18 protein-coding genes are annotated in these 21,141 nt (G+C 73.6%); 9 read left to right on the forward strand and 9 right to left on the reverse strand.

From position 1 onward, the window contains the following. Positions 1 to 18: 18 nt before the first annotated feature. Complete coding sequence (locus OG730_RS39105) at positions 19 to 1,017, reverse strand: DUF1996 domain-containing protein (RefSeq protein ID WP_327308748.1); 999 nt, start codon at positions 1,015 to 1,017, stop codon at positions 19 to 21. A gap of 213 nt (positions 1,018 to 1,230) precedes the next feature. On the opposite strand from OG730_RS39105, the gene OG730_RS39110 reads away from it, so the two are divergent. Beyond that, a complete protein-coding gene (locus OG730_RS39110) occupies positions 1,231 to 2,706 on the forward strand; it encodes a tetratricopeptide repeat protein (protein ID WP_327308749.1) in 1,476 nt (491 codons plus the stop codon). A gap of 108 nt (positions 2,707 to 2,814) precedes the next feature. Here OG730_RS39110 and OG730_RS39115 read toward each other — a convergent pair whose 3' ends face one another. After that, positions 2,815 to 3,111, reverse strand: coding sequence for a putative quinol monooxygenase (locus OG730_RS39115; RefSeq protein WP_327308750.1), 297 nt, complete (start codon positions 3,109 to 3,111; stop codon positions 2,815 to 2,817). Between the two features lie 211 nt (positions 3,112 to 3,322). On the opposite strand from OG730_RS39115, the gene OG730_RS39120 reads away from it, so the two are divergent. After that, entirely contained in the window at positions 3,323 to 4,075 is a 753-nt protein-coding gene (locus tag OG730_RS39120) for a DUF1838 family protein (RefSeq protein WP_327308751.1), read from the forward strand. Positions 4,076 to 4,099: 24 nt separating this feature from the next. On the opposite strand, the gene pip is transcribed toward OG730_RS39120, so the two are convergent. Next, entirely contained in the window at positions 4,100 to 5,095 is a 996-nt protein-coding gene (gene pip / locus OG730_RS39125; RefSeq protein ID WP_327308752.1) for a prolyl aminopeptidase, read from the reverse strand. A 440-nt stretch (positions 5,096 to 5,535) separates the two neighbouring features. On the opposite strand from pip, the gene OG730_RS39130 reads away from it, so the two are divergent. Further along, on the forward strand, positions 5,536 to 7,302 hold the full coding sequence (locus OG730_RS39130) for a S8 family peptidase (protein ID WP_327309593.1): 1,767 nt from the start codon (positions 5,536 to 5,538) through the stop codon (positions 7,300 to 7,302). Between the two features lie 225 nt (positions 7,303 to 7,527). After that, complete coding sequence (locus OG730_RS39135; RefSeq protein WP_327308753.1) at positions 7,528 to 10,317, forward strand: helix-turn-helix transcriptional regulator; 2,790 nt, start codon at positions 7,528 to 7,530, stop codon at positions 10,315 to 10,317. 10 nt (positions 10,318 to 10,327) lie between these two features. Here the strand turns inward: OG730_RS39135 and OG730_RS39140 are convergent, their stop codons facing one another. The 4 genes from OG730_RS39140 to OG730_RS39155 form a co-directional block, all read right to left on the reverse strand. Further along, positions 10,328 to 11,239, reverse strand: a complete 912-nt coding sequence (locus OG730_RS39140) for a glycoside hydrolase family 19 protein (RefSeq protein ID WP_327309594.1) — start codon at positions 11,237 to 11,239, stop codon at positions 10,328 to 10,330. A 174-nt stretch (positions 11,240 to 11,413) separates the two neighbouring features. Next, positions 11,414 to 11,824, reverse strand: a complete 411-nt coding sequence (locus tag OG730_RS39145) for a rodlin (RefSeq protein WP_327308754.1) — start codon at positions 11,822 to 11,824, stop codon at positions 11,414 to 11,416. Between the two features lie 362 nt (positions 11,825 to 12,186). Then, a complete protein-coding gene (locus OG730_RS39150; protein ID WP_243333056.1) occupies positions 12,187 to 12,378 on the reverse strand; it encodes a DUF5302 domain-containing protein in 192 nt (63 codons plus the stop codon). A gap of 92 nt (positions 12,379 to 12,470) precedes the next feature. Beyond that, entirely contained in the window at positions 12,471 to 12,914 is a 444-nt protein-coding gene (locus tag OG730_RS39155) for a MarR family winged helix-turn-helix transcriptional regulator (RefSeq protein WP_327308755.1), read from the reverse strand. A gap of 143 nt (positions 12,915 to 13,057) precedes the next feature. On the opposite strand from OG730_RS39155, the gene OG730_RS39160 reads away from it, so the two are divergent. The 4 genes from OG730_RS39160 to OG730_RS39175 all read left to right on the forward strand — a co-directional run bounded on the left by OG730_RS39160 (position 13,058) and on the right by OG730_RS39175 (position 17,648). Next, positions 13,058 to 14,611, forward strand: coding sequence for an MFS transporter (locus tag OG730_RS39160; protein WP_327308756.1), 1,554 nt, complete (start codon positions 13,058 to 13,060; stop codon positions 14,609 to 14,611). A 199-nt stretch (positions 14,612 to 14,810) separates the two neighbouring features. Next, complete coding sequence (locus OG730_RS39165; RefSeq protein WP_327308757.1) at positions 14,811 to 16,550, forward strand: glycosyl hydrolase family 18 protein; 1,740 nt, start codon at positions 14,811 to 14,813, stop codon at positions 16,548 to 16,550. A gap of 46 nt (positions 16,551 to 16,596) precedes the next feature. After that, positions 16,597 to 16,974, forward strand: a complete 378-nt coding sequence (locus OG730_RS39170) for a DUF6193 family natural product biosynthesis protein (protein ID WP_327308758.1) — start codon at positions 16,597 to 16,599, stop codon at positions 16,972 to 16,974. Between the two features lie 65 nt (positions 16,975 to 17,039). Further along, positions 17,040 to 17,648, forward strand: coding sequence for a HutD/Ves family protein (locus tag OG730_RS39175; protein ID WP_327308759.1), 609 nt, complete (start codon positions 17,040 to 17,042; stop codon positions 17,646 to 17,648). On the opposite strand, the gene OG730_RS39180 is transcribed toward OG730_RS39175, so the two are convergent. Together OG730_RS39180 and OG730_RS39185 are read right to left on the reverse strand one after the other, a co-directional pair. Next, a complete protein-coding gene (locus OG730_RS39180; protein WP_327308760.1) occupies positions 17,636 to 18,766 on the reverse strand; it encodes an FAD-dependent oxidoreductase in 1,131 nt (376 codons plus the stop codon). The two genes, OG730_RS39175 and OG730_RS39180, sit on opposite strands and share 13 nt — an antisense overlap. Before the next feature lie 62 nt (positions 18,767 to 18,828). Next, positions 18,829 to 20,265 (reverse strand): MFS transporter, encoded by a 1,437-nt coding sequence (locus tag OG730_RS39185; RefSeq protein ID WP_327308761.1) that lies wholly within the window; start codon positions 20,263 to 20,265, stop codon positions 18,829 to 18,831. Between the two features lie 140 nt (positions 20,266 to 20,405). On the opposite strand from OG730_RS39185, the gene OG730_RS39190 reads away from it, so the two are divergent. Next, a complete protein-coding gene (locus OG730_RS39190; protein WP_327308762.1) occupies positions 20,406 to 21,011 on the forward strand; it encodes a TetR/AcrR family transcriptional regulator in 606 nt (201 codons plus the stop codon). The last annotated feature ends 130 nt before the right edge of the window (positions 21,012 to 21,141 follow it).

Here is a 21,141-nt window from a genome sequence, read left to right on the forward strand (position 1 = left end):
CGATCGGGCACGGACCGCTCAGGTGCGGCAGGTGCGGCCCTGGTTGAGGCAGTCCACGACCTCCTCCATCCGTGGGCCTGTCATCACGTTCACGAACATCCCGTGGTCGGTCTTGGGGCTGTGCCGCTGCTCGGGGAAGGAGTCCAGGGCGAGGGGCGCCCCCGCGGGCACCTCGTAGGCGAGGGAGATCCGCAGGCGCGGCACGGGGAAGGTGTCCCGGGGACAGACCCCGTTCGCCGCCGGGAAGCGCAGGTGCGAACGGTGCCCGGGGGCGGTGGTGTCCAGGCCGTTCCAGCAGCTCGGGAAGGTGAGCGTACGGGTGAGGCGCTCGCCCCGAGGGCAGCGGGGATAGCGGGTGGTGGAGCGGTCGGGGGCGCCCGAACAGCCCCAGCTCGCCCGTACGTCCTCGTCGGAGTCCGCGGTGAGGGCCACCGCGTCACCGGTCATCGCTCGCAGGAACCGGGGCATCGCCACCACCTTGCTCACCGGGCTGCCGAGGAACTCCACGGACACCGCGGCCTCCGGCAGGATCGTGCCCGTGTTGCCGTGCCCCGCGGTTCCCTCGTGCGGCCGGTCGCCCGGCCGGTCCGTGCGGCGCAACACCGGCCAGTAGTACGTGGAACGGTCCCCGCCCGCGCAGCTGGTGGCGGCCGCGTCCAGGGAGGCCTCGGTGGAGAAGGCGTCCGTGGACAGGTTCCCGACGTAGCCGTGCGTGTGATGGGCGCCGGAGCGCAGTCCCGGGGAGACGACGAGGTTGTCCTCGTTGTAGTGGGCTTCCGCGTTGCGGCCGCAATCCACCGAAACCCGGCCCGCGGAGGCCTGTGGACCGGCGGCGGGGGGCTCGGCGGGCCCGGGCGGGACCTCCCGGAAGTCCACGAAGTCGGCGGGCACGGGACCGGCCCCGGCCGCCGGCGGGCGCGGACCGCCCGCGCGCGCGGCGCCCAGCACGGCGGCGGTCAGCCCGCCGCCCAGGACCAGGCAGATCAGCAGCGTGAGCAGTCGGCGTTCGTTCCCCATGCGGGTCACGGTTGCCGCCGAGCCCCGCCCGCGTCAACCGGGCGTCCGCAGGGCGGTCGGCCGCCGCCGCCCGGCCGGAGCGCCGGGATCCGTCGAAGGTGTCGCGCGCGCGGGGCCCGCTGCTCGGGGACCGCAACCTTTGCCCCCGTTTGGCCGTTCCTACGGCAAAGCAGCCTTCTCGCGCGACCCGCATCGCAAGGAGGGAACACCGCCGTGCCCGCTGCCAACCACCTCCTGCACCGCCTGATCAGGGAAACCGGCTGGACCTACGAAGCCCTGGCCCGGCGGCTCAACACGCGCGCGCGGGCGACCGGCCTCACCACCGGGTACGACCGGACCTCGGTCGCCCACTGGCTGCGCGGCAGCACCCCGCGCGATCCCGTGCCCGGCCTCCTCTGCGAGATCCTCGCCGCCCGGCTGGACCGGCCCGTGGGCCCGGCCGACATCGGCATGCACCGGGCGGGTCTGCACCGCACCATCACGAGCAGCACGGGCACGAGCCCGACCGGCACGCACCCGACCGGCACGCACCGCACCGGCGCGGACCATCCGGGCTCCGACCCGTCCGGTGGCGATCCGGCTCCCGGACCGCACGCCCTGGCGGCTGAACTCCTCGCCACCGTGCCCGGTCTGCACCCGCACCGCAGGCCCCGCGGGGGCGTCGGCGAGGCGCCCCGGGTCCCCGGACAGCGCGAGCGCGCCGGAGCCGCTGCCGGAGCCCCGTCCGGGGCCGCCCGCGCCGGCGGGGCGGCCGAGGGCGGCGACACCGGAGGCGGCGACGCAGACCCGGGCCCAGGCCCGGACCCGGCCCCGGGCCCGGCCCCCGGCCCCGGGCCCGACGCCGGCCAGGTCCCGGCCCTGTCCCACACCGAACTGCGCCTGGCCGCCGAGAGCTTCTTCACCGGCCAGGTCGACGCCCTCGGCGGGGACGCCACCGCGCCCGTACTCCTCGCGTACCTCCAGAGCACCTTCCGTACGGCCCTGACCGCCCCCGGGGACGAAGGCTCCCTGTCCGCCCTGGAGATCGGCCACGCGGCGCGCACGGTGCTCCTCCTGGCCCGCAGCTACGCCGACCAGTGCTCCTTCACCGAGGCGCGGCGGACCCTGAGCCGGGCCGCCTCCCTCGCCGAGCTGGCGGGGGAGCCCTCCACCCAGGCCATCGCCCTGCGCATGCTCAGCCAGGACGCCCTCGACCAGAACCAGCCGGCCGTCGCGCTCTCCTACGTACGCCAGGCACTGGAGATCGCCCCGCGCGCCCCCGACGCCGTACGGGCCTTCGTCGCCGCCCAGGCGGCCCAGGTGCACGCGGCCCTGGGGGACCGGGCGCAGGCCCTCGCCTGGCTCGACGCCGCCGACCTGGCGCAGGGAGCGGCGGTGGGCGGGCCGGACCCCTTCCACACCTACCGGCCGGCCGCCCTGGAGTTCAAGCGCGCGGTCGTCCTCGGCCTGCTCGGGGACCACCCCGCGGCCCATGCCGCCCTGGACGCCTCGCTGGCCTCCCGCCCCGCCCAGCAGGAACGCGCGATCATGCTCACCCATGTGGAACGGGCCCGGCTGTACCGGCTCGGCGGCCGGGAGCGCGAGGCCGCGGCCGAACTGCGGTACGCCGAAGCCCTCAACCGGGGCGTCCACTCCCCGCGCGCCGCCCGCGAGATCCAGCTCCTCGGCCCGGGCACACACCCACGCTGAGACCGGGGCGCGCACGGGACGAAACCTTCCGGCGGGGCACCGGCCCGGGGCGGCGGGGCCGCGGGGCGGCGGGGCCGCGGTACAGCCCGGCAGGGCCCCCGTTCAGGCCTACAGCGCCGCGTCGAGCTCGATCACCTCCGCGGGTCCCGCGCGGAACGCGGGGCTCGCCGCGTCCGCCGCGATCATGTGCGGGGTGGCGTCGTGCGCGGCGAGGGCCGCCCGTGAGGACCACTCCTCGATGAGCGTGAACCGGTCCGGATCGCCGCTCACCGGATGCATGTCGTAGCGGAGGCAGCCCTCCTCGGCGCGGACGACCGGCGCGAGGCGCTCGTAGGCCTCCCGCTGCTCCCGGCCGCGGCCCGGGAGGGTGGTGATGAGGATCAGGAGGCGAAGTGTCGAAGGCATGGGCCGAAGACTAGATCGTCCGGACCGGGCGGCGGAAAGGCATTTCCGCCGGCCTGGCCACCGCCGGACGGCCGCGCGGCCACCCAGGCCAGCGCGAGGCCACCCCGGACGGCCGCGAGGTCACCCCGGACGGCCGCCGGGCCGCCCCAGGTCCCCGCATGGCCGGTCCCGTTCTTGCCCGGTCCGGGCCGACCGCGCAGAGTTGTCCGGTATGACACCCGAACAGCTCCTGTCGGCCCTCGCCCGTACCCGCGCCTCCCTCGACGGAGCCGAGGTCACCCTCTGGTGGACCGGCGACGTCCACGCCTGGGCTCCCGGCGAGCCCTACCGGCGCCTCTTCGGGTTCGAAGGCCTCAACGTGGCCCGGCTGGTGGAGGACGAGACGCCGGGGACCTACCAGCTCCTGACCCGGGAGGCCGCGTTCTACCTGGATCCGCTGACCCGCGAGATCCTGGAGACCTGGGAGGACAAGCCGGTGGTCCACGTCTGGAACGACCCCGCGAACCAGAAGTGGCGTCCCTTCCCGGTCCCCATGACCGACCTCGGCGACCAGGTCTGCTTCAGCCTGGAGATCCCGCTCGCGTACCCCTCCCCGCTGCCCGTGGCCCAGTACCCGGCGAACTCGGCCGACGACACCTACCGGGCCCTGGAGCTCTTCCAGTTCTTCGCCCCCGCCTCGGTCCTGGCCACCGACGAGCCCAGCGTCCCGTCCACCATGTCCTGGACCCGGATGTCCCCCTGGCTGCCCTGGATGGAACAGGGACCGCGCCCCGGCGGGCTCACCTTCCACTGCCGCGGCCGCAAGCTCGCCTCCTACGCGGAGGTCCCGGAGCGGACCCGCGCGTACATCGCGGCCCGCCACCCGGAGTTCGCCCACGCCCCCGAGAAGTGGACGGAGCCGAACGAGACCAGCTGGACGTACTTCCGGCGGCTCAACCCGCCGGCGGACCGGCCGGACGCCTGACCCGCCCGGCCCCGGGGGCGCGTCTCAGCCGCCGGCCGCGAGCCGGTCGCCGGCCGCGAGCCGGTCGGGGTCCGCGAACCGGTCGAGGGCGCCGAGCACATGGTCCAGGGTGGTCGATCCACCCGTGTGTCCAGCCTCCTCCACCACGGTCAACTCCGCGCCGGGCCAGGCACGGAACAGTTCCCAGGCCGTGCCGAGGGGGCCGGCCATGTCGAGCCGGCCGTGGATCAAGACGCCTGGGATCCCGGCCAGCCGGTGGGCACCGCGCAGCAGTTCGCCCTCCTCCAGCCACGCACCGTGCGCGAAGTAGTGCGAGCAGATGCGGACGAGGGCGATCCGGGCCGCGGGCGGCCGGCCGGTGTACGGCTGGGAGGCGCCCTTCGTCTCGCCGGACAGCACCGCGTCCTCCCAGGCGCACCAGTCCGCCGTGGCCTTCGCCCGCACCTCCTCGTCGGGATCGGCGGCCAGGCGCGCGTAGGCCCCGACGAGGTCGCCGCCCCGCGCGACGCCGGATCCGGCGACGAAGCGCTCCCACTGCTCGGGGAAGAACCGGCCGGCGCCGCGGTAGAGCCAGTCGATCTCCGAGCGCCGGGTGGTGGTGACGGCCGCGATGACGATCTCGGAGACCCGCTCCGGGTGCCGCTCGGCGTACGCCAGGATCAGGGTGGAGCCCCACGAGCCGCCGTACAGCAGCCAGCGGTCGATGCCGAGGTGTTCGCGCAGCCGCTCCATGTCGGCGACCAGGTGGCCGGTGGTGTTGTGCCGCATGTCGGTCGCCGGATCGCTCGCGTGCGGGGTGCTGCGGCCGCAGCCCCGCTGGTCGAACAGGACCACCCGGTAGCGTGCCGGATCGAAGAGCCGACGGGCGTTCTCGGTGCACCCCGACCCCGGACCGCCGTGGACCACGAGCGCGGGCTTCCCGTCCGGATTGCCGCAGACCTCCCAGTAGACGGCGTTCCCGTCACCGACGTCGAGCATCCCCCGGTCGTAGGGCTCGAGCGGCGGGTAGAGCTCTGTCACGTTCCCGACCTCCTGTTCTCCCCGTCCCGGACGGCAGTTCGCCGGCGGCCCGCCGGGGGCTGTGGCCACCCTACGACGGCCCCCGCAGGGTGCGGACAAGGGTTTTCCCCGTATCGCGTTCATGGCCGGTTTGCCTACTGTCTGCCCACCGGCGATCCTCCCCGTTCCGAACAGTCCCCGCGCCCACCCCACATGGCGTGAAGCTGGAGGGTCGGTCCTTCGCCGGTGCCACGGTCGCCCGGCCCCGACGCCGCGGCCGGCGACGACGTGGTGTGCAGCAGCGGTGGCCGGGCGGGCCTGACCAGCCCGATCCGGCCCCGCCGCCGCCGGTCAACCTCCCACACTGCACCAACCGGCCGCCCCGGCGCGTTCTGTGGCGGCCCGCGAAAGGGAACACCGTGCACGCATCCAGACGACGCAGGCTCATATCCGTGGTGGCGATGTCCGTCACCCTGCTCGCCGGCACCGCCACCACCTCCCTGGCGCTGACCGCCGCGGACCCCGCCCCCGGCTCGCAGACCCTGCAGGCCGCCGGCGCCCCCACCGCCGCGGCCCCCGCCGAGAACCTCATCGTCGGGTACAAGACCACGGCCGCCGAGGCCGGTTCCAACTCCGCCGCCGCCGCCGACGTGGCGGCCAAGGGCAAGAAGGCCTCGAAGAAGGCGAAGTTCGAGCGCCGCCTCGGCACCGGAGCCGCCCTCGTCACCCTCGGTACCCCGGCCGACGCGGCCGCCGTCATGGCCCAGTTCCGCGCCGACCCCGACGTCGCCTACGTCGAGCCCGACTCCCGCGCCTACGCACTCGCCGTCACCCCCAACGACACCGAGTACGCCAAGCAGTGGGACCTCTTCGAGCCCACCGCGGGCATGAACGTTCCGGCGGCCTGGGACACGACCACCGGTTCCGGCGTCACGGTCGCCGTGATCGACACCGGCTACGTGGCCCACTCCGACGTGGCCCCGAACGTCGTGGCCGGCTACGACTTCATCTCCAGCTCCACCGCCGCCCGCGACGGGAACGGCCGTGACAACAACCCGGCCGACCAGGGCGACTGGAGCGCCGCCGGCGAATGCGGCACCGGCTCGACGGCCAGCAACTCCTCCTGGCACGGCACCCACGTGGCCGGCACCATCGCGGCCGCCACCGGCAACTCCAAGGGCGTCGCGGGCATCGCGTACGGCGCGAAGATCCAGCCCGTCCGCGTGCTCGGCAAGTGCGGCGGCGCCACCTCGGACATCGTCGACGCCATCACCTGGGCCTCCGGCGGCTCCGTCTCGGGCATCCCGGCGAACGCCACCCCCGCCAAGGTCATCAACATGTCGCTCGGCGGCTCGGGCGCCTGCACCGCGACCTACCAGAACGCGATCAACGCGGCCGTCGGCCGTGGCACCACCGTCGTGGTGGCCGCGGGCAACAGCAACGCGAACGCGTCCGGCTTCTCGCCCGCCAGCTGCAACAACGTGATCAACGTGGCCTCCACCAACCGCACCGGAGACCGCTCCTTCTACTCCAACTACGGCACGATCATCGACGTGTCCGCCCCGGGCGGTGAGACCCGCCGCGCCACCGACACGCCCGGCACCGTCACCACCCCGGAGAACGGCATCCTCTCCACCCTGAACGACGGCGCCACCACCCCCGGCGCCGAGATCTACAAGCCGTACCAGGGCACCAGCATGGCCGCCCCGCACATCGCGGGTCTCGCCGCGCTCGTCGTCGCCGCCAAGCCCTCGCTCACCCCGGCGCAGGTCGAGTCGGCCATCAAGACGAACGCCCGTCCGCTGGCCGGCACCTGCACCGGCGGCTGCGGCACCGGTCTCGCCGACGCCGCCGCGACCGTGGCGGCCGTGACCTCCACGCCCACCACCCCGTTCTTCGAGAACACCGCGGACTTCGCCATCGCCGACAACGCCACGGTGGACAGCCCCCTCACCGTCAGCGGGGTCACCGGCAACGCCCCGGCCACCCTGAAGGTCGGCGTGAACATCGTCCACACCTACATCGGTGACCTCAAGGTCGATCTGGTCGCCCCCGACGGCACCGTGTACACGCTCCACAACCGCGCCGGCGGCAGCGCCGACAACATCAACCAGACCTACACCGTCAACGCCTCCTCCGAGGTCGCGAACGGCACCTGGAAGCTGCGCGTGAACGACAACGCCGGTGGCGACACCGGCAAGATCGACTCCTGGAGCCTCGGCTTCTGAGCCCGGTCCCGGCCGCACCCGAAACACCCCTGACGGTGCGATAGTACGGACCAAACGAGCCCGCCGGACCGGCCGATACCCCACGTATCGGCAGGTCCGGCGGGTTTTCCTGTCACGTGACTGGAATCTGCGTCACAATCCGGGCCCGCCGGGCATCCGACCTCGTATTGTCGCGTCTCACAGGAAGGCCACAGGAGCGGGCGAGCGAGAGGCTGGTGGCTGTGCGTGGGGGTGGCGACGGGGCACGCTGACACGACGGGCGGACACCCGCCCGTCGGACACGGCGAACTGATCAAGGCGGTCGACCGCGCGCTGACCACGCACGGACGCGTCCTGCTCACCGGACCCGCGGGCTCCGGCAAGACCGAGGTGCTGCGCGCCCTCACCGCAGCCGCCGCCCTGCGTCACGAGACCGTGCTGGGCCTCGCTCCCGGAGCGACCGACCGGTGGATCCCCGAAGCCTCCGCCGCCGCCCTCCTCGCCTCCGTGCCCGCCGCCGCGCTGGACAGCCTCTCCGGACCGCAGCGCACCGCCATCGCCCTCCTGCGCCGCGAAGCCGACGCGCCACGGGCCGGGCGGGACCACGTCGCCCTGCGCCTCGCCGTCGTCGAGGTGCTGCGCACCCTCGCCGCCCGCGGACCCGTCCTGCTCGCCCTCGACAACGCCCAGTGGCTCGACGCGGAGAGCACCGACCTGCTCCGCTTCGCCCTGCGCCTGACCCCGCCCCGGGTCCGGGTCCTCGCCGCCGAGTGCGTCCAGGGCGGAGCCCCGCTCTGCGAGCCCCTCTGCGGACCGGACACCCCGCAGATACGGGTCCCCCCGCTCGGCACCGACGAGGTCGCCGAACTGCTGGTGCGCCGCGGGCTCCCGGCCCGCCTCGCCGGCCGGATCCACCAGGCCAGCGGAGGCAACCCGCGCCTCGCCCTGGCCCTGGGCCACTCCCTCGCCGAAGCCGCCGGCTCCCGCGAGGGCGGCGCCCACCACGCCGATCCGCTGCCCGTCTCCGGCCAGGCCCGCGAGGTGGCCCGCCGTCTGCTCGGCGTCGTCCCCGCCCAGGCCCGGCGCACCCTGCTGTTCGCCGCCCTCGCCGCCCGACCCACCACCGCGCTGCTGCGCCGGGCGGGCCGGCCCGACGCGGAGGCCGAGCTCGCCGTGGCCGAACGGGCCGCGCTGCTCACCGTGGAGGAGGACGGCACCATCCGGTTCATCGCCGGGGCCCTGCCGACGGCGCTGGCCGCCGACGCGGGCTGGCCCGAACGCGCCGCCGGACACGCCGCGCTGGCCGCCGCCGTCGACGATCCGGTCCAGGCCGTACGCCACCGCGCGCTGGCCGTGGACGCCCCCGACGAGGTGCTCGCCGCCGAGATCACCGAGGCCGCCGCTTCCTGCAGACGCCGGGGCCAGCGGGCCCAGGCCGCCGAGCTCGGGCTGCTCGCCGCAGACCGGACCCCGGGCCACCTGCCCGCCGAGGAACTCGCCCGGCTCGTCGGCGCCGCCGAGGACGCGGGCTGGGCCGGCCGCGCCGACCTGGCCCGCCGCGCCACCCGCGCCGTGCTCGCCCGCGACGCCTCGCCCGCGGACCGGGTGCGGGCGCGCCTCGCCGTCATCGACGCGGAGGGGCAGGCCCTGGGCTCCCTCGACGAGACCTTCGCGCACGCCGTGGCCGACGCCGAGGGAGACCCCGCCCTGCAGGCCGCCATCCGGCTGAGGCTCGCCTGGAAGCACAACCTCAGCGACGGGGACCCCGTCCTGTCCCGGGACGCCGCGGCGCAGGCCGGCGTACTGGCCCGCAGTGGGGGCGACCAGGTCGCGGAGGCCATGGCGCTGACCGTGCGGGCCCGGATGGGCCGCATCCTCGGCGATCCGGACGCCGAGGAGATCCTCGCCGAGGCCCTCGCCCTGCCCGCTCCCGACGTGCCGCTCGGCATGCGCAACGCCCCGCAGTACCTCGCCGTCCGCCACGCGCTCTTCGACGACCGGCTCGCCGACGCCGGACGCCAGCTCCTCGTCCTGCTGCCCGCGGTGCGGCGCACCGGCTCCGCCGAGGACGTCTTCGAAGTCCTGCGCAGCCTCACCGAAGTGGAGCTGCGCCGGGGCAGGTGCGCGGCCGCCACGGCGCACGCCCGCGACGCCCTGCGGCTGACCGTGGAGGCGGGGCTCTCGCCCGGCCCCGCCTGGTACGTCGCCGCGATGGCCGAGGCCATGGGCGGCGGCTTCCCGCGCGCCGCCGGATACGCCCGGCGCGGGATCCAGGCCTCCGAGGAGGAGCACGACCAGATCTTCCTGTCCCGCGGCCTGTACGTGCTCGGCCTGGTCGAGCTGGCCACGGGCGAGGCCGCGAAGGCCGTCGCCACCCTGCGCCGGGTGGCCGAACTGGAGGCGGCCCAGCAGGTGGTCGACCCCTCGATCCTGCGCTGGCACGGAGAACTGGCCGAAGCCCTGGTCGCCGCCGACGCGCCCGACGAAGCCGCCGAGCTGCAGGCCCGGGTCCGTACGACGGCCCTCGGGCTCGGCCGCACCAGCGTGATCGCCGCCCTCGACCGGGCCCGGGGGCTGTGCCTGTCCGCGCACGGCGAGGCCGAGGCGGCCGTCGCCCTGCTGGAGGACACCGCCGAGCGCTTCGCCGGCCTCGAACTGCCCCTGGAGCGGGCCCGTACGCTGCTCGCCCTCGCCCGGGTGGAGCGCCGCCGCCGCCGGCGCGCGCCGGCCCGCGCCGCCCTGGCGGCGGCCGCCGAGGCCTTCGCCCGGGCCGGCGCCACCCCGTGGGCGGAGCTCGCCCGGGAGCCTTCCCCGTCCGGGGGCGAGAGCGGTGGCGGCGGGGCCCGGCCGCTCGCCGCCCTCACGGAGGCGGAGACCCGCCTCGCGGTGCTGGTGGCCCAGGGCGCCAGCAACCAGGAGGCGGCCGCGAAGCTCTTCGTCAGCGTGAAGACCGTGGAGGCCAGGCTGACCCGGATCTACCAGAAGCTCGACGTCCGCTCCCGGGCGCAGCTGGCCACCACGCTGCGCGTGCGCTGACCGGCGCCGACTAGCAGCTCAGGTTGTTCCCCGGGGTCACGCCGAGGATCTGGACGAAGCCCTGGTAGGAGTTGATCCGGCTCTGCACCTGCGCCGGGTTGCCGCCGTTGCACTCCAGGGCGCCGTTGATGGAGCGGATGGTCTCGCCGAAGCCCGCGCCGTTGACCATGGCGGCGTGGGCGGTCATGGTGCCCGGGCCGTTCTGCGTGTTCCAGTACCAGAGGGCCGTCTTCATCGCGACGGCCGGGTCCTGCTCCACGAGGTACGGGTTGGCCAGGAGGTTGATGCCCAGGGCGTCGCCCGCCGCCTTGTAGTTGTAGTTCCAGCTCAGCTGGATGGGCCCGCGGCCGTAGTACGCGGCCTGCCCGGCGGGACAGCCGTAGGGCTGGTTCGCGTCGCAGTAGTGCGGATAGTTGGCGGTGTTCTGCTCGACGATGTGGACCAGCCCGCCGGTCTCGTGCGAGACGTTGGCCAGGAAGGCGGCCGCTTCGCGCCGCTTGACGGTGTCGTCGCCGGTGGTGGCGAAGGCGGGGTAGGCCGACAGGGCCGCGACCAGTCCGTTGTAGGTGTAGAACGGGTTCCGGTTCGGGAACATCTGGTTGAACTGGGCCTCGCTGACCACGAATCCGGACGGGTTGGGGGTGGTCGGGTCCGGGTTCGGGGTTCCACCCCCGCCGCAGACGCCCTGGTCCGACCAGACGCCCCACTGGCCGGTGGTGCCGGGGGTCTCGCCCTGGGTCCACCACTTGGCCAGCCAGTTGTGGCCGCCGTACGAGGCGGTCGCGCCGCCGGTGTAGACGGCGGAGGTCGCCCACGCGCCGGCGCAGGCGGGAGCCGCGGCGGCGGGGGAGGAGGGGAGGGCGATCGCGATGCCGAGGGTGACGGTGGCGGTGGCGGCCAGCGACAGTGCGCGGCGGCGCAGGGTGCGGATCACGGAAGTTCTCCTTCGGTGGGGGGAGTCGCCGTGTCGCCGTGGGGGGGCAACGGACAACTGCGCCCACTGAAGCGAGGATGGTCTGGACCTGTCAAGGTCTAGACCAAAACGAAGCGCCGGTGCGCCGCCCCGAAGGGCAGTGCACCGGCGCTCCGTTGAGGATCAGCTACCGGCGGAGAGGTTGCCGGAGAGGACCGGGATGTTGTCCAGGATGTGCGAGGCGGTCTCGTCACCCTTGGCCTGGGTGGAGTTCTCGGCGCACTGCTGGTTCTGCGGGTTGGACGCGATCGGGATGTCCTGGACGCCGACGTTGATCAGCGCCAGGATCGACTGGGCGTTGACCTTCGCGGGCAGGCCGACGCAGAGCTTGTTCACGGAGCCCTGGATGGCGGACAGCTGCGGGCTCATGGCGCCGTCGGTCTCCTGGTTTCCGAAGACCTGCGAGGAGCCGTTGCCGTTGACCGTGTTGACGCCGTTGTCGTTGCCGATCGCCATCGCCGGGGAGGCTACGGCGGCACCGGCACCCAGAACGGCGGCGGTGGCGGCTGCGGTGGCCATGAACTTCTTGAGCATGTGGGAGATCCTTCTTCTGTCGCACTGTCGCATGAGATAGCTGCCCTCGGCGGGACGAGCTGCTCAACTGCCGTGGACACCGGGGGTTATCACCCATCACCCGAGTGGCTCAACCTTGCACCCCACAGGTGCGGTCCGGCGTCGGCTGATTGACCCAACGCCGACGGGAGCGACCGGCGGGCGGATCCCCTGCCCCGGGTGCGGCCGTGCGCGTGCGCCCCGGGTTCGCGCCCTGTGCGCCGGTGGGGTGCCTGTGGGGATGTTTGTGGAGGTGCCGCCCCGACCGGATCCGGACCGTGTGCGGGTCCCGGACCCCGTCGGGTACGGCGGGGCGGCGGCGCGGCAACGCGACGCCGCGGCGGTCAGCCGGTCTTGCGACGGACCTTCTTGTTCTTGCCCCCGGGGTTTCCGCCGGCGCCCTGGATCTTCGCCCGGCTCTGGTGTGCCTGCTGCGACTGGGCATTGGCGGCGTTCCGCTCCAGGGCCTCCTTGAACTTGCGCTTGGCCTCCTCGGCCGGCGATTCGTTCTGCGGGGTGTCTGATTCTTCTGACATGCGTCCTCCTGGATTGTTCTGAAGCCGTTGCAGTCTGTCAGGTGGTGTTTCCCCTGGCCAACGCGTTCGCGCGAGGCGGCTCCGGACCGGCCTCAGGCGTCCTTCTCCAGGGTCGGGCGCAGCCGCTCGAGCAGGGCGTGGAGCGTCGCGCGCTCGGTGTCGTCCAGGATGTCGAGGGCGCCGTGCGTGGCCTGCATCTCCTCGCGCACCCGGCGGATCACCTCGCGGCCCGCGTCCGTGGCCACGACGTTCTTGACGCGCCGGTCCGCGGGGTCGGGCTCGCGGCGCACCAGCTCGCGGGCCTCCAGCCGGTCCACGATGCCGGTCACGTTCGAGGCGTCGCAGACCAGCAGGGTGGCGAGGCCGCGCATCGGCAGCGGGCCGTTCAGCTGGGCGAGGACCTTCGCCTGGGTGGAGGTGAGGCCGTGGTGTGCGGCGGCCGCCGCGAAGTCCCGCCACTGGGCGGTGCCGATCGCCGCGAGCAGCTCCAGCAGCTCCAGCTTGGTCGGGATGGCGTGGGGGGTGGTGGCGCTCATGCTCGGAGCGTACTCAAAGTGCTTTACATGGGCAACCTTTTACTTGACCACCTTAACTATTGAGGTCTACCGTCTACTGGAGTCGAAGTACTTGATGACGTCAAACATCTGCGATCTGAAGCACTGAGAAGGTCTTCCCTGCCATGAGCACCACTCCCTCCGCCACCACCCAGGCCGGCGGCCACCGGAACGAGACGGTCATCGTCTTCGCCCTGAGCCTGGCCGCCATGGTCGTGTCGATGATGCAGACGCTGCCGGTCCCGATCCTCGGGCTGATCCGCAGCGATCTCGGCACCACCACCGCCAACGTCAGCTGGGTGACCACCGCCACCCTGCTGTCCGCCGCCGTCTTCACCCCGCTGCTCGGCCGCTTCGGCGACCAGCACGGCAAGAAGCCGACGCTGGTGGCCGTACTCGGCGTCATGGTCGCGGGCTCCGTCATCGCGGCGCTGGCGTCCTCGCTCCCGCTGCTCCTCCTCGGCCGCGTCCTGCAGGGCGCCGCCACCGCGATCTTCCCGCTCGCCCTCTCCGTACTGCGCGAAGAGGTCCGCCCGCAGAAGCTCCCCGGTGCGATGGCCCTGGTCAGCGGCACCCTCGCGTTCGGCAGCGGCCTCGCGCTCGTCGCCACCGGCCTGCTGACCTCCGGCGCCGACGCCGACTACCGCAACGCCTTCTGGATGGCCACCGGCTTCGCCGTGATCGCCCTGCTCGCCGTCGTGTTCCTGGTCCCGGCGACCAAGCACAAGACCGGCGGACGTACGGACTTCCTCGGCGCGCTCACCCTGGGCATCGCCCTGCTGCTCCTCCTGCTGCCGATCTCGCAGGGTCACGAGTGGGGCTGGGCCTCCGGCCGCACGCTGGGCAGCTTCGCCGGCGCCGTCGTCATGACCGCCGTCTGGGTGTTCACCGAGCTCAAGGTCCGCGAGCCCCTCGTCGACATGAAGATGTTCGTCCACCGTCCGGTCCTGATGGCCAACCTGGCCGGCATCCTCGTCGGCTTCGGCATGTTCGCGAACTTCCTGGGCGTCTCCTACCTCGTCCAGATGCCCGAGGCCCTGACCGGCTACGGCTTCGACGCCTCCATCCTGCGCGCCTCCGTGGAGTTCCTGCTGCCCGGCGCGATCGTCTCGCTCCTCGCCTCGCCGATCGGCGGGCAGCTGGTCCGCCACCGCGGGCCGCGCGCCGCACTGGCCGTGGCCTCGGCCCTCGGCGCCGCAGGCTTCGGCTGGCTCGCCCTGGACCACGGACACACCGCCTCCGTGATCGGCGCCGGCCTCGTCGTCGGCGCGGCGGTCAGCTTCGGCTACGCGGCCATGCCGGCCGTGATCATGGCGAGCGTGCCGCACCACCAGAGCGGCATCGCCAACGGCATCAACTCGATCTCCCGCTCCACGGGCAGCGCGATCGGCAGTGCCATCGTGACCACCATCCTGGCCTCGAAGACGATCGAACACCTCCCGGCGGGAGTTCCCCCGCTGCCGGCCGAATCCGGCTTCACCCTCACCTTCGCCATCGGCGCCGTGGCCTTCGGCCTGGTCGCGGTGATCAGCGGAATCGGCCTGCGCGGGGCGCACGGCCCGCGCGCGGCCGCCACGGACGCCGCCGCGCCGGTGGCCGCGGGAGGCGGGGCGGCGCAGACCGACCCCGAGCCCGCCGCGAAGGCGACCCTGCCGTCGGCCGAGAAGGCCGACGCCTGATCCGTCCGCGGCGCGCCGCATCGCACCGCACCGCACCGCCGGTGAGGTTCCACCACCGAGCCGCCCCCGGGGCCCGCCGCACACGCGGCAGGACCCGGGGGCGGCTTTACCCGTTCATGAGACCGCACCCTTGACCGGTGGTTGGTCCAGACCAATCATGAGGCGTCCGTCCTTCGCTTTCGCCCCACCGGGAGCCCAGTTGAGACGTCCCAGGCACCTCCATGCCCTTTTCGCGGCCTTCACCACGGCCGTGGCCTCCGCCGGCCTCGTCGTCGGGTCCGGCGCCGCCGCCCACGCCGCCACCCCGTTACCCGCACACGTCTTCGCGCCCTACTTCGAGGCCTACTCCTCCGACAGCCCGGCCGAACTGGCCCAGGCCTCCGGAGCCACGTACCTGACCATGGCCTTCGTGCAGACCGAGGCCAAGGGGTCCTGCACCCCGTACTGGAACGGCTCCACGGCCCAGCCGGTCGACGCCTCCGTCTTCGGCGCCGACTTCACCACCATCCGCTCGCGCGGCGGGGACGTCATCCCCTCCTTCGGCGGCTACGCGGCCGACCACGGCGGCACCGAGATCGCCGACAGCTGCACCAGCGTGGACGCGATCGCCGCCGCCTACCAGAAGGTGGTCACGACCTACGACGTCAGCCGCCTCGACATGGACATCGAGGACAAGTCCCTGACGAACAAGGCGGCCGTCGACCGCCGCAACCAGGCCATCAAGAAGCTCCAGGACTGGGCCGCCGCGACCGGCCGCCCGCTGCAGATCTCGTACACCCTGCCCACCACCACGAGCGGTCTCGCGAGCAGCGGACTCAATGTCCTCAAGAGCGCGAAGACGGCGGGGGCCCGCGTCGACGTCGTCAACCTGATGACCTTCGACTACTACGACAACGCCGCCCACGACATGGCCGCCGACACCCAGACCGCGGCGACGGGGCTCTACAACCAGCTCGCCACGCTCTACCCCGCCAAGACCCCCGCCCAGCTCTGGGGCATGATCGGCGTCACCGAGATGCCGGGCATCGACGACTTCGGCCCCGCCGAGACCTTCACCACGGCCGACGCCACCACCGTCTACAACTGGGCCACGGCCAAGGGCATCAACACCCTCTCCTTCTGGGCCCTGCAGCGCGACAACGGCGGCTGCCCCGGCACCGGCGGCTCCGACACCTGCTCGGGCATCGCGCAGGACCCCTGGCACTTCACCCACACCTTCGCCCCCTTCACCGGCGGCGGACCGGTCGCCGACGACTTCTCCCTCTCCGTCGCCCCCGGCTCGGCCGTACTGGTCCCCGGCACCTCCACCACCGCCACCATCAGCACGGCGGTCACCTCGGGCAGCGCCCAGGCCGTCGCCCTCACCGTGACCGGCGCCCCCGCCGGAGTGAGCGCCACGGTCAGCCCCGGCTCGGTCACCGCGGGCGGCTCCGCGCAGCTCACGGTCACCGCCGCCGCCTCGGCCGGGCCCGGAACCTACCCGTTCACCGTCACCGGAGCCGCCGGCGCGCTGAGCCGCTCCGCGACCTTCACCGTCACCGTCCCCGGCCCCGGCGGGTCCGGCCTGGCCAACGGCGGTCTGGAGAGCGGCACGCTCGGGCCGTGGACCTGCGAGAGCGGTGCCTCGGTGGTCTCCACCCCGGTGCACGGGGGCTCGTACGCCCTGAAGACCTCGCCCACCTCCGGGCAGACCGGTGAATGCACCCAGACCGTCACCCTCGCCCCGAACGCCAAGTACACGCTGAGCGGCTGGGTCCAGGGCAGTTACGCCTACCTCGGCGTCCGCGGCGGCGCGAGCGGCAGCGCCTGGACCAGCTCCACCGGCTGGACCAAGCTCACGGTCCCGTTCACCACCGGCCCCTCCGGCACGGCCACCGTCTATCTCCACGGCTGGTACGGCCAGGGCCCGGTCTACGGCGACGACCTCGCGGTGGGCTGACCGCCTGCCGGCCCGGCCTCCCGTCTCCTGCGGCAGACTTGACCGCATGCCGACGCAGACACCACCCACCCCCGAGCCGCGACACCAGACCGACCGTCTCGGTGACACCGTCGAGGAGCGGTGGCGGCGGCTGCGCGCGCGGCTCGCGGTGCGGGACGCGTCCGGGATCGGGGAGTTGGTCGAAGCCGCCTTCGCCGAACCCCGGCTGCGCGTGTTGTCGCCGGGAACCAGCCTGTGCTGGCTCCGCTTCGGAGGCCGGGCCACTGCGCCGATCGGCTTCGACCTGCCGCTGGTCCGGGCGCTGCGCAACGGCCGCTACGAGGTGCGGACGCCCGACGGCCGGCTGTGGGAGGCCACGGGTACGGCCGAGGCCGTGGCCATGGTGGTCGCCGCGCTGCCGACGGACCTCCCCGCACCGTCGTAGCCCCGAGGCGCCCCGATACGCTCGACCGGGCCCGGGAAGGATCTCCCCGGGCCCGGAAGGGTGCCATGACCAGCGAACCAGTGATCCGGATCCTGCGGGCGGCCGGGCGGCCGGCCGCCCGGTGGAAGAACGGCGGGGGAGTGACCCGCGAGATCGCCGCCGGACCCGAGGGGTCCGGGATGGACGATTTCGGCTGGCGGGTCAGCCTCGCCGAGGTCACCGCCGACGGCGCCTTCTCCGTGTTCCCCGGCGTGGACCGCACGCTCACCCTCGCGGAGGGCGCCGGCATGGACCTCGCGATCGGCGGGGTACGACGCCTCGTGGACCGGCGGTACGCGCCCCAGCGGTTCCCCGGGGACGAGCCGACCGACTGCCGTCTGCTGGCCGGCCCGGTGGTGAACTTCAACGTGATGTACCGCCGGGACGCGGTGAGCGCCGACACCGCCGTCGTACGGGGCGACCTCGCGCTCGCCGTCCGGCCCGGCGAGAGCCTGCTGGTCGTCGCCCTGGAGGGGACGGCCGAGGTCGCGGGCTCCGCCGAACTGGGCCCGTACGACGCCGTCTTGGTGGCCGGCGCGCGTGAGGTCGTGCTACGGAGCTCCGGGCGCGCGGCGGTGGTCCGCCTGGCGCCGGCTCCGGCTCGGGCGCAGCCCGGCCGGGATCAGGCGGTGTAGGAGAGCATCCGCTCCACCAGGGTCTTCGGCGCCCCGGCTCCGAAGCACAGGTCGAGGTTGTCCGCGGACTCGGCCGCGGCCGCTTCGGAGCGCGGGAACAGGGCCTCTTCGTACGCCGCGAGAGCGCTCTCCGGGTCCCCGGGACGGGCCATCAGGGCCGCGGCCAGTTCGGCGCCGTCGAGCATGGCCAGGTTGGCGCCCTCCCCGGCGAAGGGGGACATCAGGTGCGCCGCGTCACCGAGCAGGGTCACCCGGGGGGTGCGGGCCCAGCGGTGGCCGACGGGCAGGGCGTGAATCGGCCGGCTCACGAGCGGGACGTCGCCGGCGGCGACGAGCGCGCGCAGCCGCGGGTCCCATCCGGCGAACCGCTCCAGGACGGTTTCCGTGGCGGGGGCGGATCCGGCGGCCCAGTCCTCGTCGGTCCGCAGGGCGGCGTAGACGTGCACGGTGCCTCCCGGCTCCCGGTGGGCGAGCAGCCCCAGGCCCTCGTCGAGCGCGAACATCATCCCGCCGCCGACCAGGGCCGCGCTCGCGGGATGGCGTACGTCCGCGTCGTACAGGTGGGCCTCGGCGAAGGACAGGCCGCAGTACCGGGGGAGCGCGTCCGAGACCAGCGGGCGGACCTTCGACCAAGCGCCGTCCGCGCCGATGAGCAGGCCGGTGGTGAAGACGGACCCGTCGGCCAGGGTCACCTCGTGCACGCCGTCACCGAGGGCCCGTACGCCGGTGGCCTTGGCGCCCCAGCGGACCGTTCCCGCGGGGAGCGAGTCGAGGAGCAGGTCGCGCAGCGCGGAACGGTGCACCTCGGGACGGCCGCGGTCCTCGCCGTCCTGCTCGTCGGCGTGTTCGAGGTGGACGGCCGCGCCGCTGTCGAGGATCCGCATGGCCTGGCCGCCGGGGAGCACGAGGGCGCGGAACGCCTCGTGGAGTCCGGCCGCGCGCAGGGCGGCCTGGCCGGATTCCACGTGCAGATCGAGCATGCCGCCCTGGTCGCGGGCGGTCCGTGAGGCGTCGAGGTCGAAGACGGCCGCCTCGATCCCGTGCAGGTGCAGGACGCGGGCCAGGGTGAGGCCGCCGAGTCCGGCGCCGATGATCGCGAGGGGGTGGTGGGTGGTCATGGTGGTGCTCCTCGGCTGTGGGGCGGTGGGGCGGTGGGTGGTGAGGGTGGTGAGGTGTGGGGTCAGCCGCCGTGGCCGGCGGCTTCGGCCCGCGCGGCGCGCGGCAGCAGCCGCAGGGCCGGGAGGCAGGCGGCGGTGACGGCCAGGACGGTGACGAGGCTGACGGCCATGGCGTGGGCCGGTGCCCCGGAGTGGAAGTAGACGGTGGTGACGACCGCGGAGCCGATGCCGTTGGCGATCTGCTGGACGGCGGTGAGGGAGCCGCCCGCGCTGCCGGCCTCCTCGGCGGACACGTCGCCGAGGGTGATGTCGAAGATCGTGCCGAAGCAGGCGCCCATGCCGAGACCGGTGACGAAGACGGCCGGGGCCATCGCCCACAGGGTGAGGTCCGTACCGCGGGAGAGGACCAGCGCGAGGAGCCAGCCGGCGCCGGCGAGGGTGAGCAGCATGCCGGCCAGGATGAGCGTGCGCCCGAGCTCGCGGGTGAGGCCGGCCATGCCGGCGACGGCCGAGGCGATGATGCCGAGGGTCAGGGGCAGCAGGCCGAGGGCGGTGTCGCCCGGGGTGGAGTGCAGGGCCTGCTGCATGAAGAGGGAGGTCACGTAGAGCAGGCCGCTGGTGACCGCGAAGTACAGCATTCCGACGAACAGGCCCGAGGTGAAGCCCTTGTTGCGGAAGAGGGAGGGCTTGATGAGGGGTTCGGCGGCGGTGCGCTGACGGCGCGCGTACAGGACGAGGAAGACGAGCCCGGCGGCCAGTGAACCGAGGGCCGTCGCGCCCCAGCCGTGGCTGGAACCCTCGATCAGGCCGTACATCAGGGCGAACATCGTGAGGCCGAGCAGCGCCGCGCCCACGCCGTCCACGCTCAGGGAGCGCTCCCCGGGGTCGCGGGGGAGCAGGCGGGCGGCGGCGAAGGTGCCGAAGACGCCGAGGACCAGGTTGATCAGGAACACCGGGCGCCAGGACAGGCCGGCCAGGTCGGCGTCGATGAGGAAGCCCGCGAGGATCGGGCCGCCGACGGTGGCCGCGCCGAGCAGCGGGCCGAAGAGGTTGAAGGCCTTGCCCAGCTGCTCGCGGGAGAACGACCGTGTCATGATCGCCATGCCCTGCGGGATGAGCAGGGCGCCGAAGGCGCCCTGGAGCACGCGGGCGGCGATGAGGAGGGCGGGGTCGGGGGAGAGCCCGCAGACGGCGGAGGCCGCGGTGAAGCCGGCCATGCCGATCAGGAACAGCCTGCGCTGCCCGAACTTGTCGCCCAGGCGGCCGCCCACGACCAGGAGCGCGCCCATGGCCAGGGTGTAGGAGGAGCCGAGCCATTTGACGAGGCTCTCGCCGCCGCCTATCTCCCGGACGATCGTCGGCGCGGCGATGTTGGTGACCGTGGAGTCGATCATGTCGAGGGCGTCGGCGAGCAGGACCAGCCCGAGGATCAGCCAGAAGGCCGTGGTGGAGAGGGAGGCCGCCTTTGTGGGGGGCCGGACTTCGGCTACGGAGGACATGGCGGCTCCTGGATCGGGAGGAGAGGGGGCGAGGGGAGGGGGTGAGGCGCGGCGGCTTCCCTTTCAGAAGAACACAATGACTCCGAAAGTGCAATCGCTACACTTTCACAGTGGCTAGGGGTCGGCTCTATGCTGGGTCCATGACACGCATCGACAAGGCAGAGGCAGAACCGGACGGACCCGGGCGACGCGAACGCAAAAAGGCCGCAACCCGGCAGGCCCTCGCCGACGCCGCCCTGCGGCTCTTCCTTGAGAAGGGCTTCGACCAGGTCAAGGTGGCCGAGGTCGCCGAGGCGGCCGACACGGCACTGACGACCTTGTTCGCACATTTCCCCGGCGGGAAGGAGGCGCTGATCCTGGAGGACGGCGCCGAGCGGGAGGAGTCCCTGGCCCTCGCGGTGCGCGGCCGGGCCGACGGGGTGACGGTCCTGGCGGCCCTGCGCGCGTTCTTCGCCGGCCGCGGCCCCTTCGACCCGGACCCGGCGCCCGAGTTCCTCCAGAAGACGCGGCTCGTTGTCGCCACGCCCGCACTGCGCGCCTACGCCCGCCGGATGTGGACGGGGTGTGAGGAGGCCCTGGCCGAGGTGATCGCCGAGGAGTGCGGACGCCCGGCCGGGGACGATTCGCTGCGGATCCTGGCCCGGTACGTCCTGGAGATTCCCGACCTGGCGGGCATGCGGCCGGATCCGCGCCGGGCCCTGGACCTCGCCTTCGACCACCTGGAACGGGGCTGGCCCGGGGTGTGATCCGACCCGGCCTCCAGGGCCGCCTCCGAACTCCCCTCTGTGCGCAAAGCGTTGACAAAGTCGTCATCTGCTAGAAACCTGTGGCGCCATGGCCGCATAACTGCGATCAGATCACTCAAAAAATTAATAA

Source organism: Streptomyces sp. NBC_01298, assembly GCF_035978755.1.
In the GTDB taxonomy this organism is placed as follows: Bacteria; Actinomycetota; Actinomycetes; order Streptomycetales; family Streptomycetaceae; genus Streptomyces.

Bases quoted from the DNA above. Each gene is read 5' to 3' on its own strand.
- OG730_RS39105 (WP_327308748.1), bottom strand. From the start codon at position 1,017: ATGGGGAACGAACGCCGACTGCTCACGCTGCTGATCTGCCTGGTCCTG.
- OG730_RS39115 (WP_327308750.1), bottom strand. From the start codon at position 3,111: ATGCCTTCGACACTTCGCCTCCTGATCCTCATCACCACCCTCCCGGGC.
- OG730_RS39120 (WP_327308751.1), top strand. From the start codon at position 3,323: ATGACACCCGAACAGCTCCTGTCGGCCCTCGCCCGTACCCGCGCCTCC.
- OG730_RS39130 (WP_327309593.1), top strand. From the start codon at position 5,536: ATGTCCGTCACCCTGCTCGCCGGCACCGCCACCACCTCCCTGGCGCTG.
- OG730_RS39145 (WP_327308754.1), bottom strand. From the start codon at position 11,824: ATGCTCAAGAAGTTCATGGCCACCGCAGCCGCCACCGCCGCCGTTCTG.
- OG730_RS39150 (WP_243333056.1), bottom strand. From the start codon at position 12,378: ATGTCAGAAGAATCAGACACCCCGCAGAACGAATCGCCGGCCGAGGAG.
- OG730_RS39155 (WP_327308755.1), bottom strand. From the start codon at position 12,914: ATGAGCGCCACCACCCCCCACGCCATCCCGACCAAGCTGGAGCTGCTG.
- OG730_RS39160 (WP_327308756.1), top strand. From the start codon at position 13,058: ATGAGCACCACTCCCTCCGCCACCACCCAGGCCGGCGGCCACCGGAAC.
- OG730_RS39170 (WP_327308758.1), top strand. From the start codon at position 16,597: ATGCCGACGCAGACACCACCCACCCCCGAGCCGCGACACCAGACCGAC.
- OG730_RS39175 (WP_327308759.1), top strand. From the start codon at position 17,040: ATGACCAGCGAACCAGTGATCCGGATCCTGCGGGCGGCCGGGCGGCCG.
- OG730_RS39180 (WP_327308760.1), bottom strand. From the start codon at position 18,766: ATGACCACCCACCACCCCCTCGCGATCATCGGCGCCGGACTCGGCGGC.
- OG730_RS39185 (WP_327308761.1), bottom strand. From the start codon at position 20,265: ATGTCCTCCGTAGCCGAAGTCCGGCCCCCCACAAAGGCGGCCTCCCTC.
- OG730_RS39190 (WP_327308762.1), top strand. From the start codon at position 20,406: ATGACACGCATCGACAAGGCAGAGGCAGAACCGGACGGACCCGGGCGA.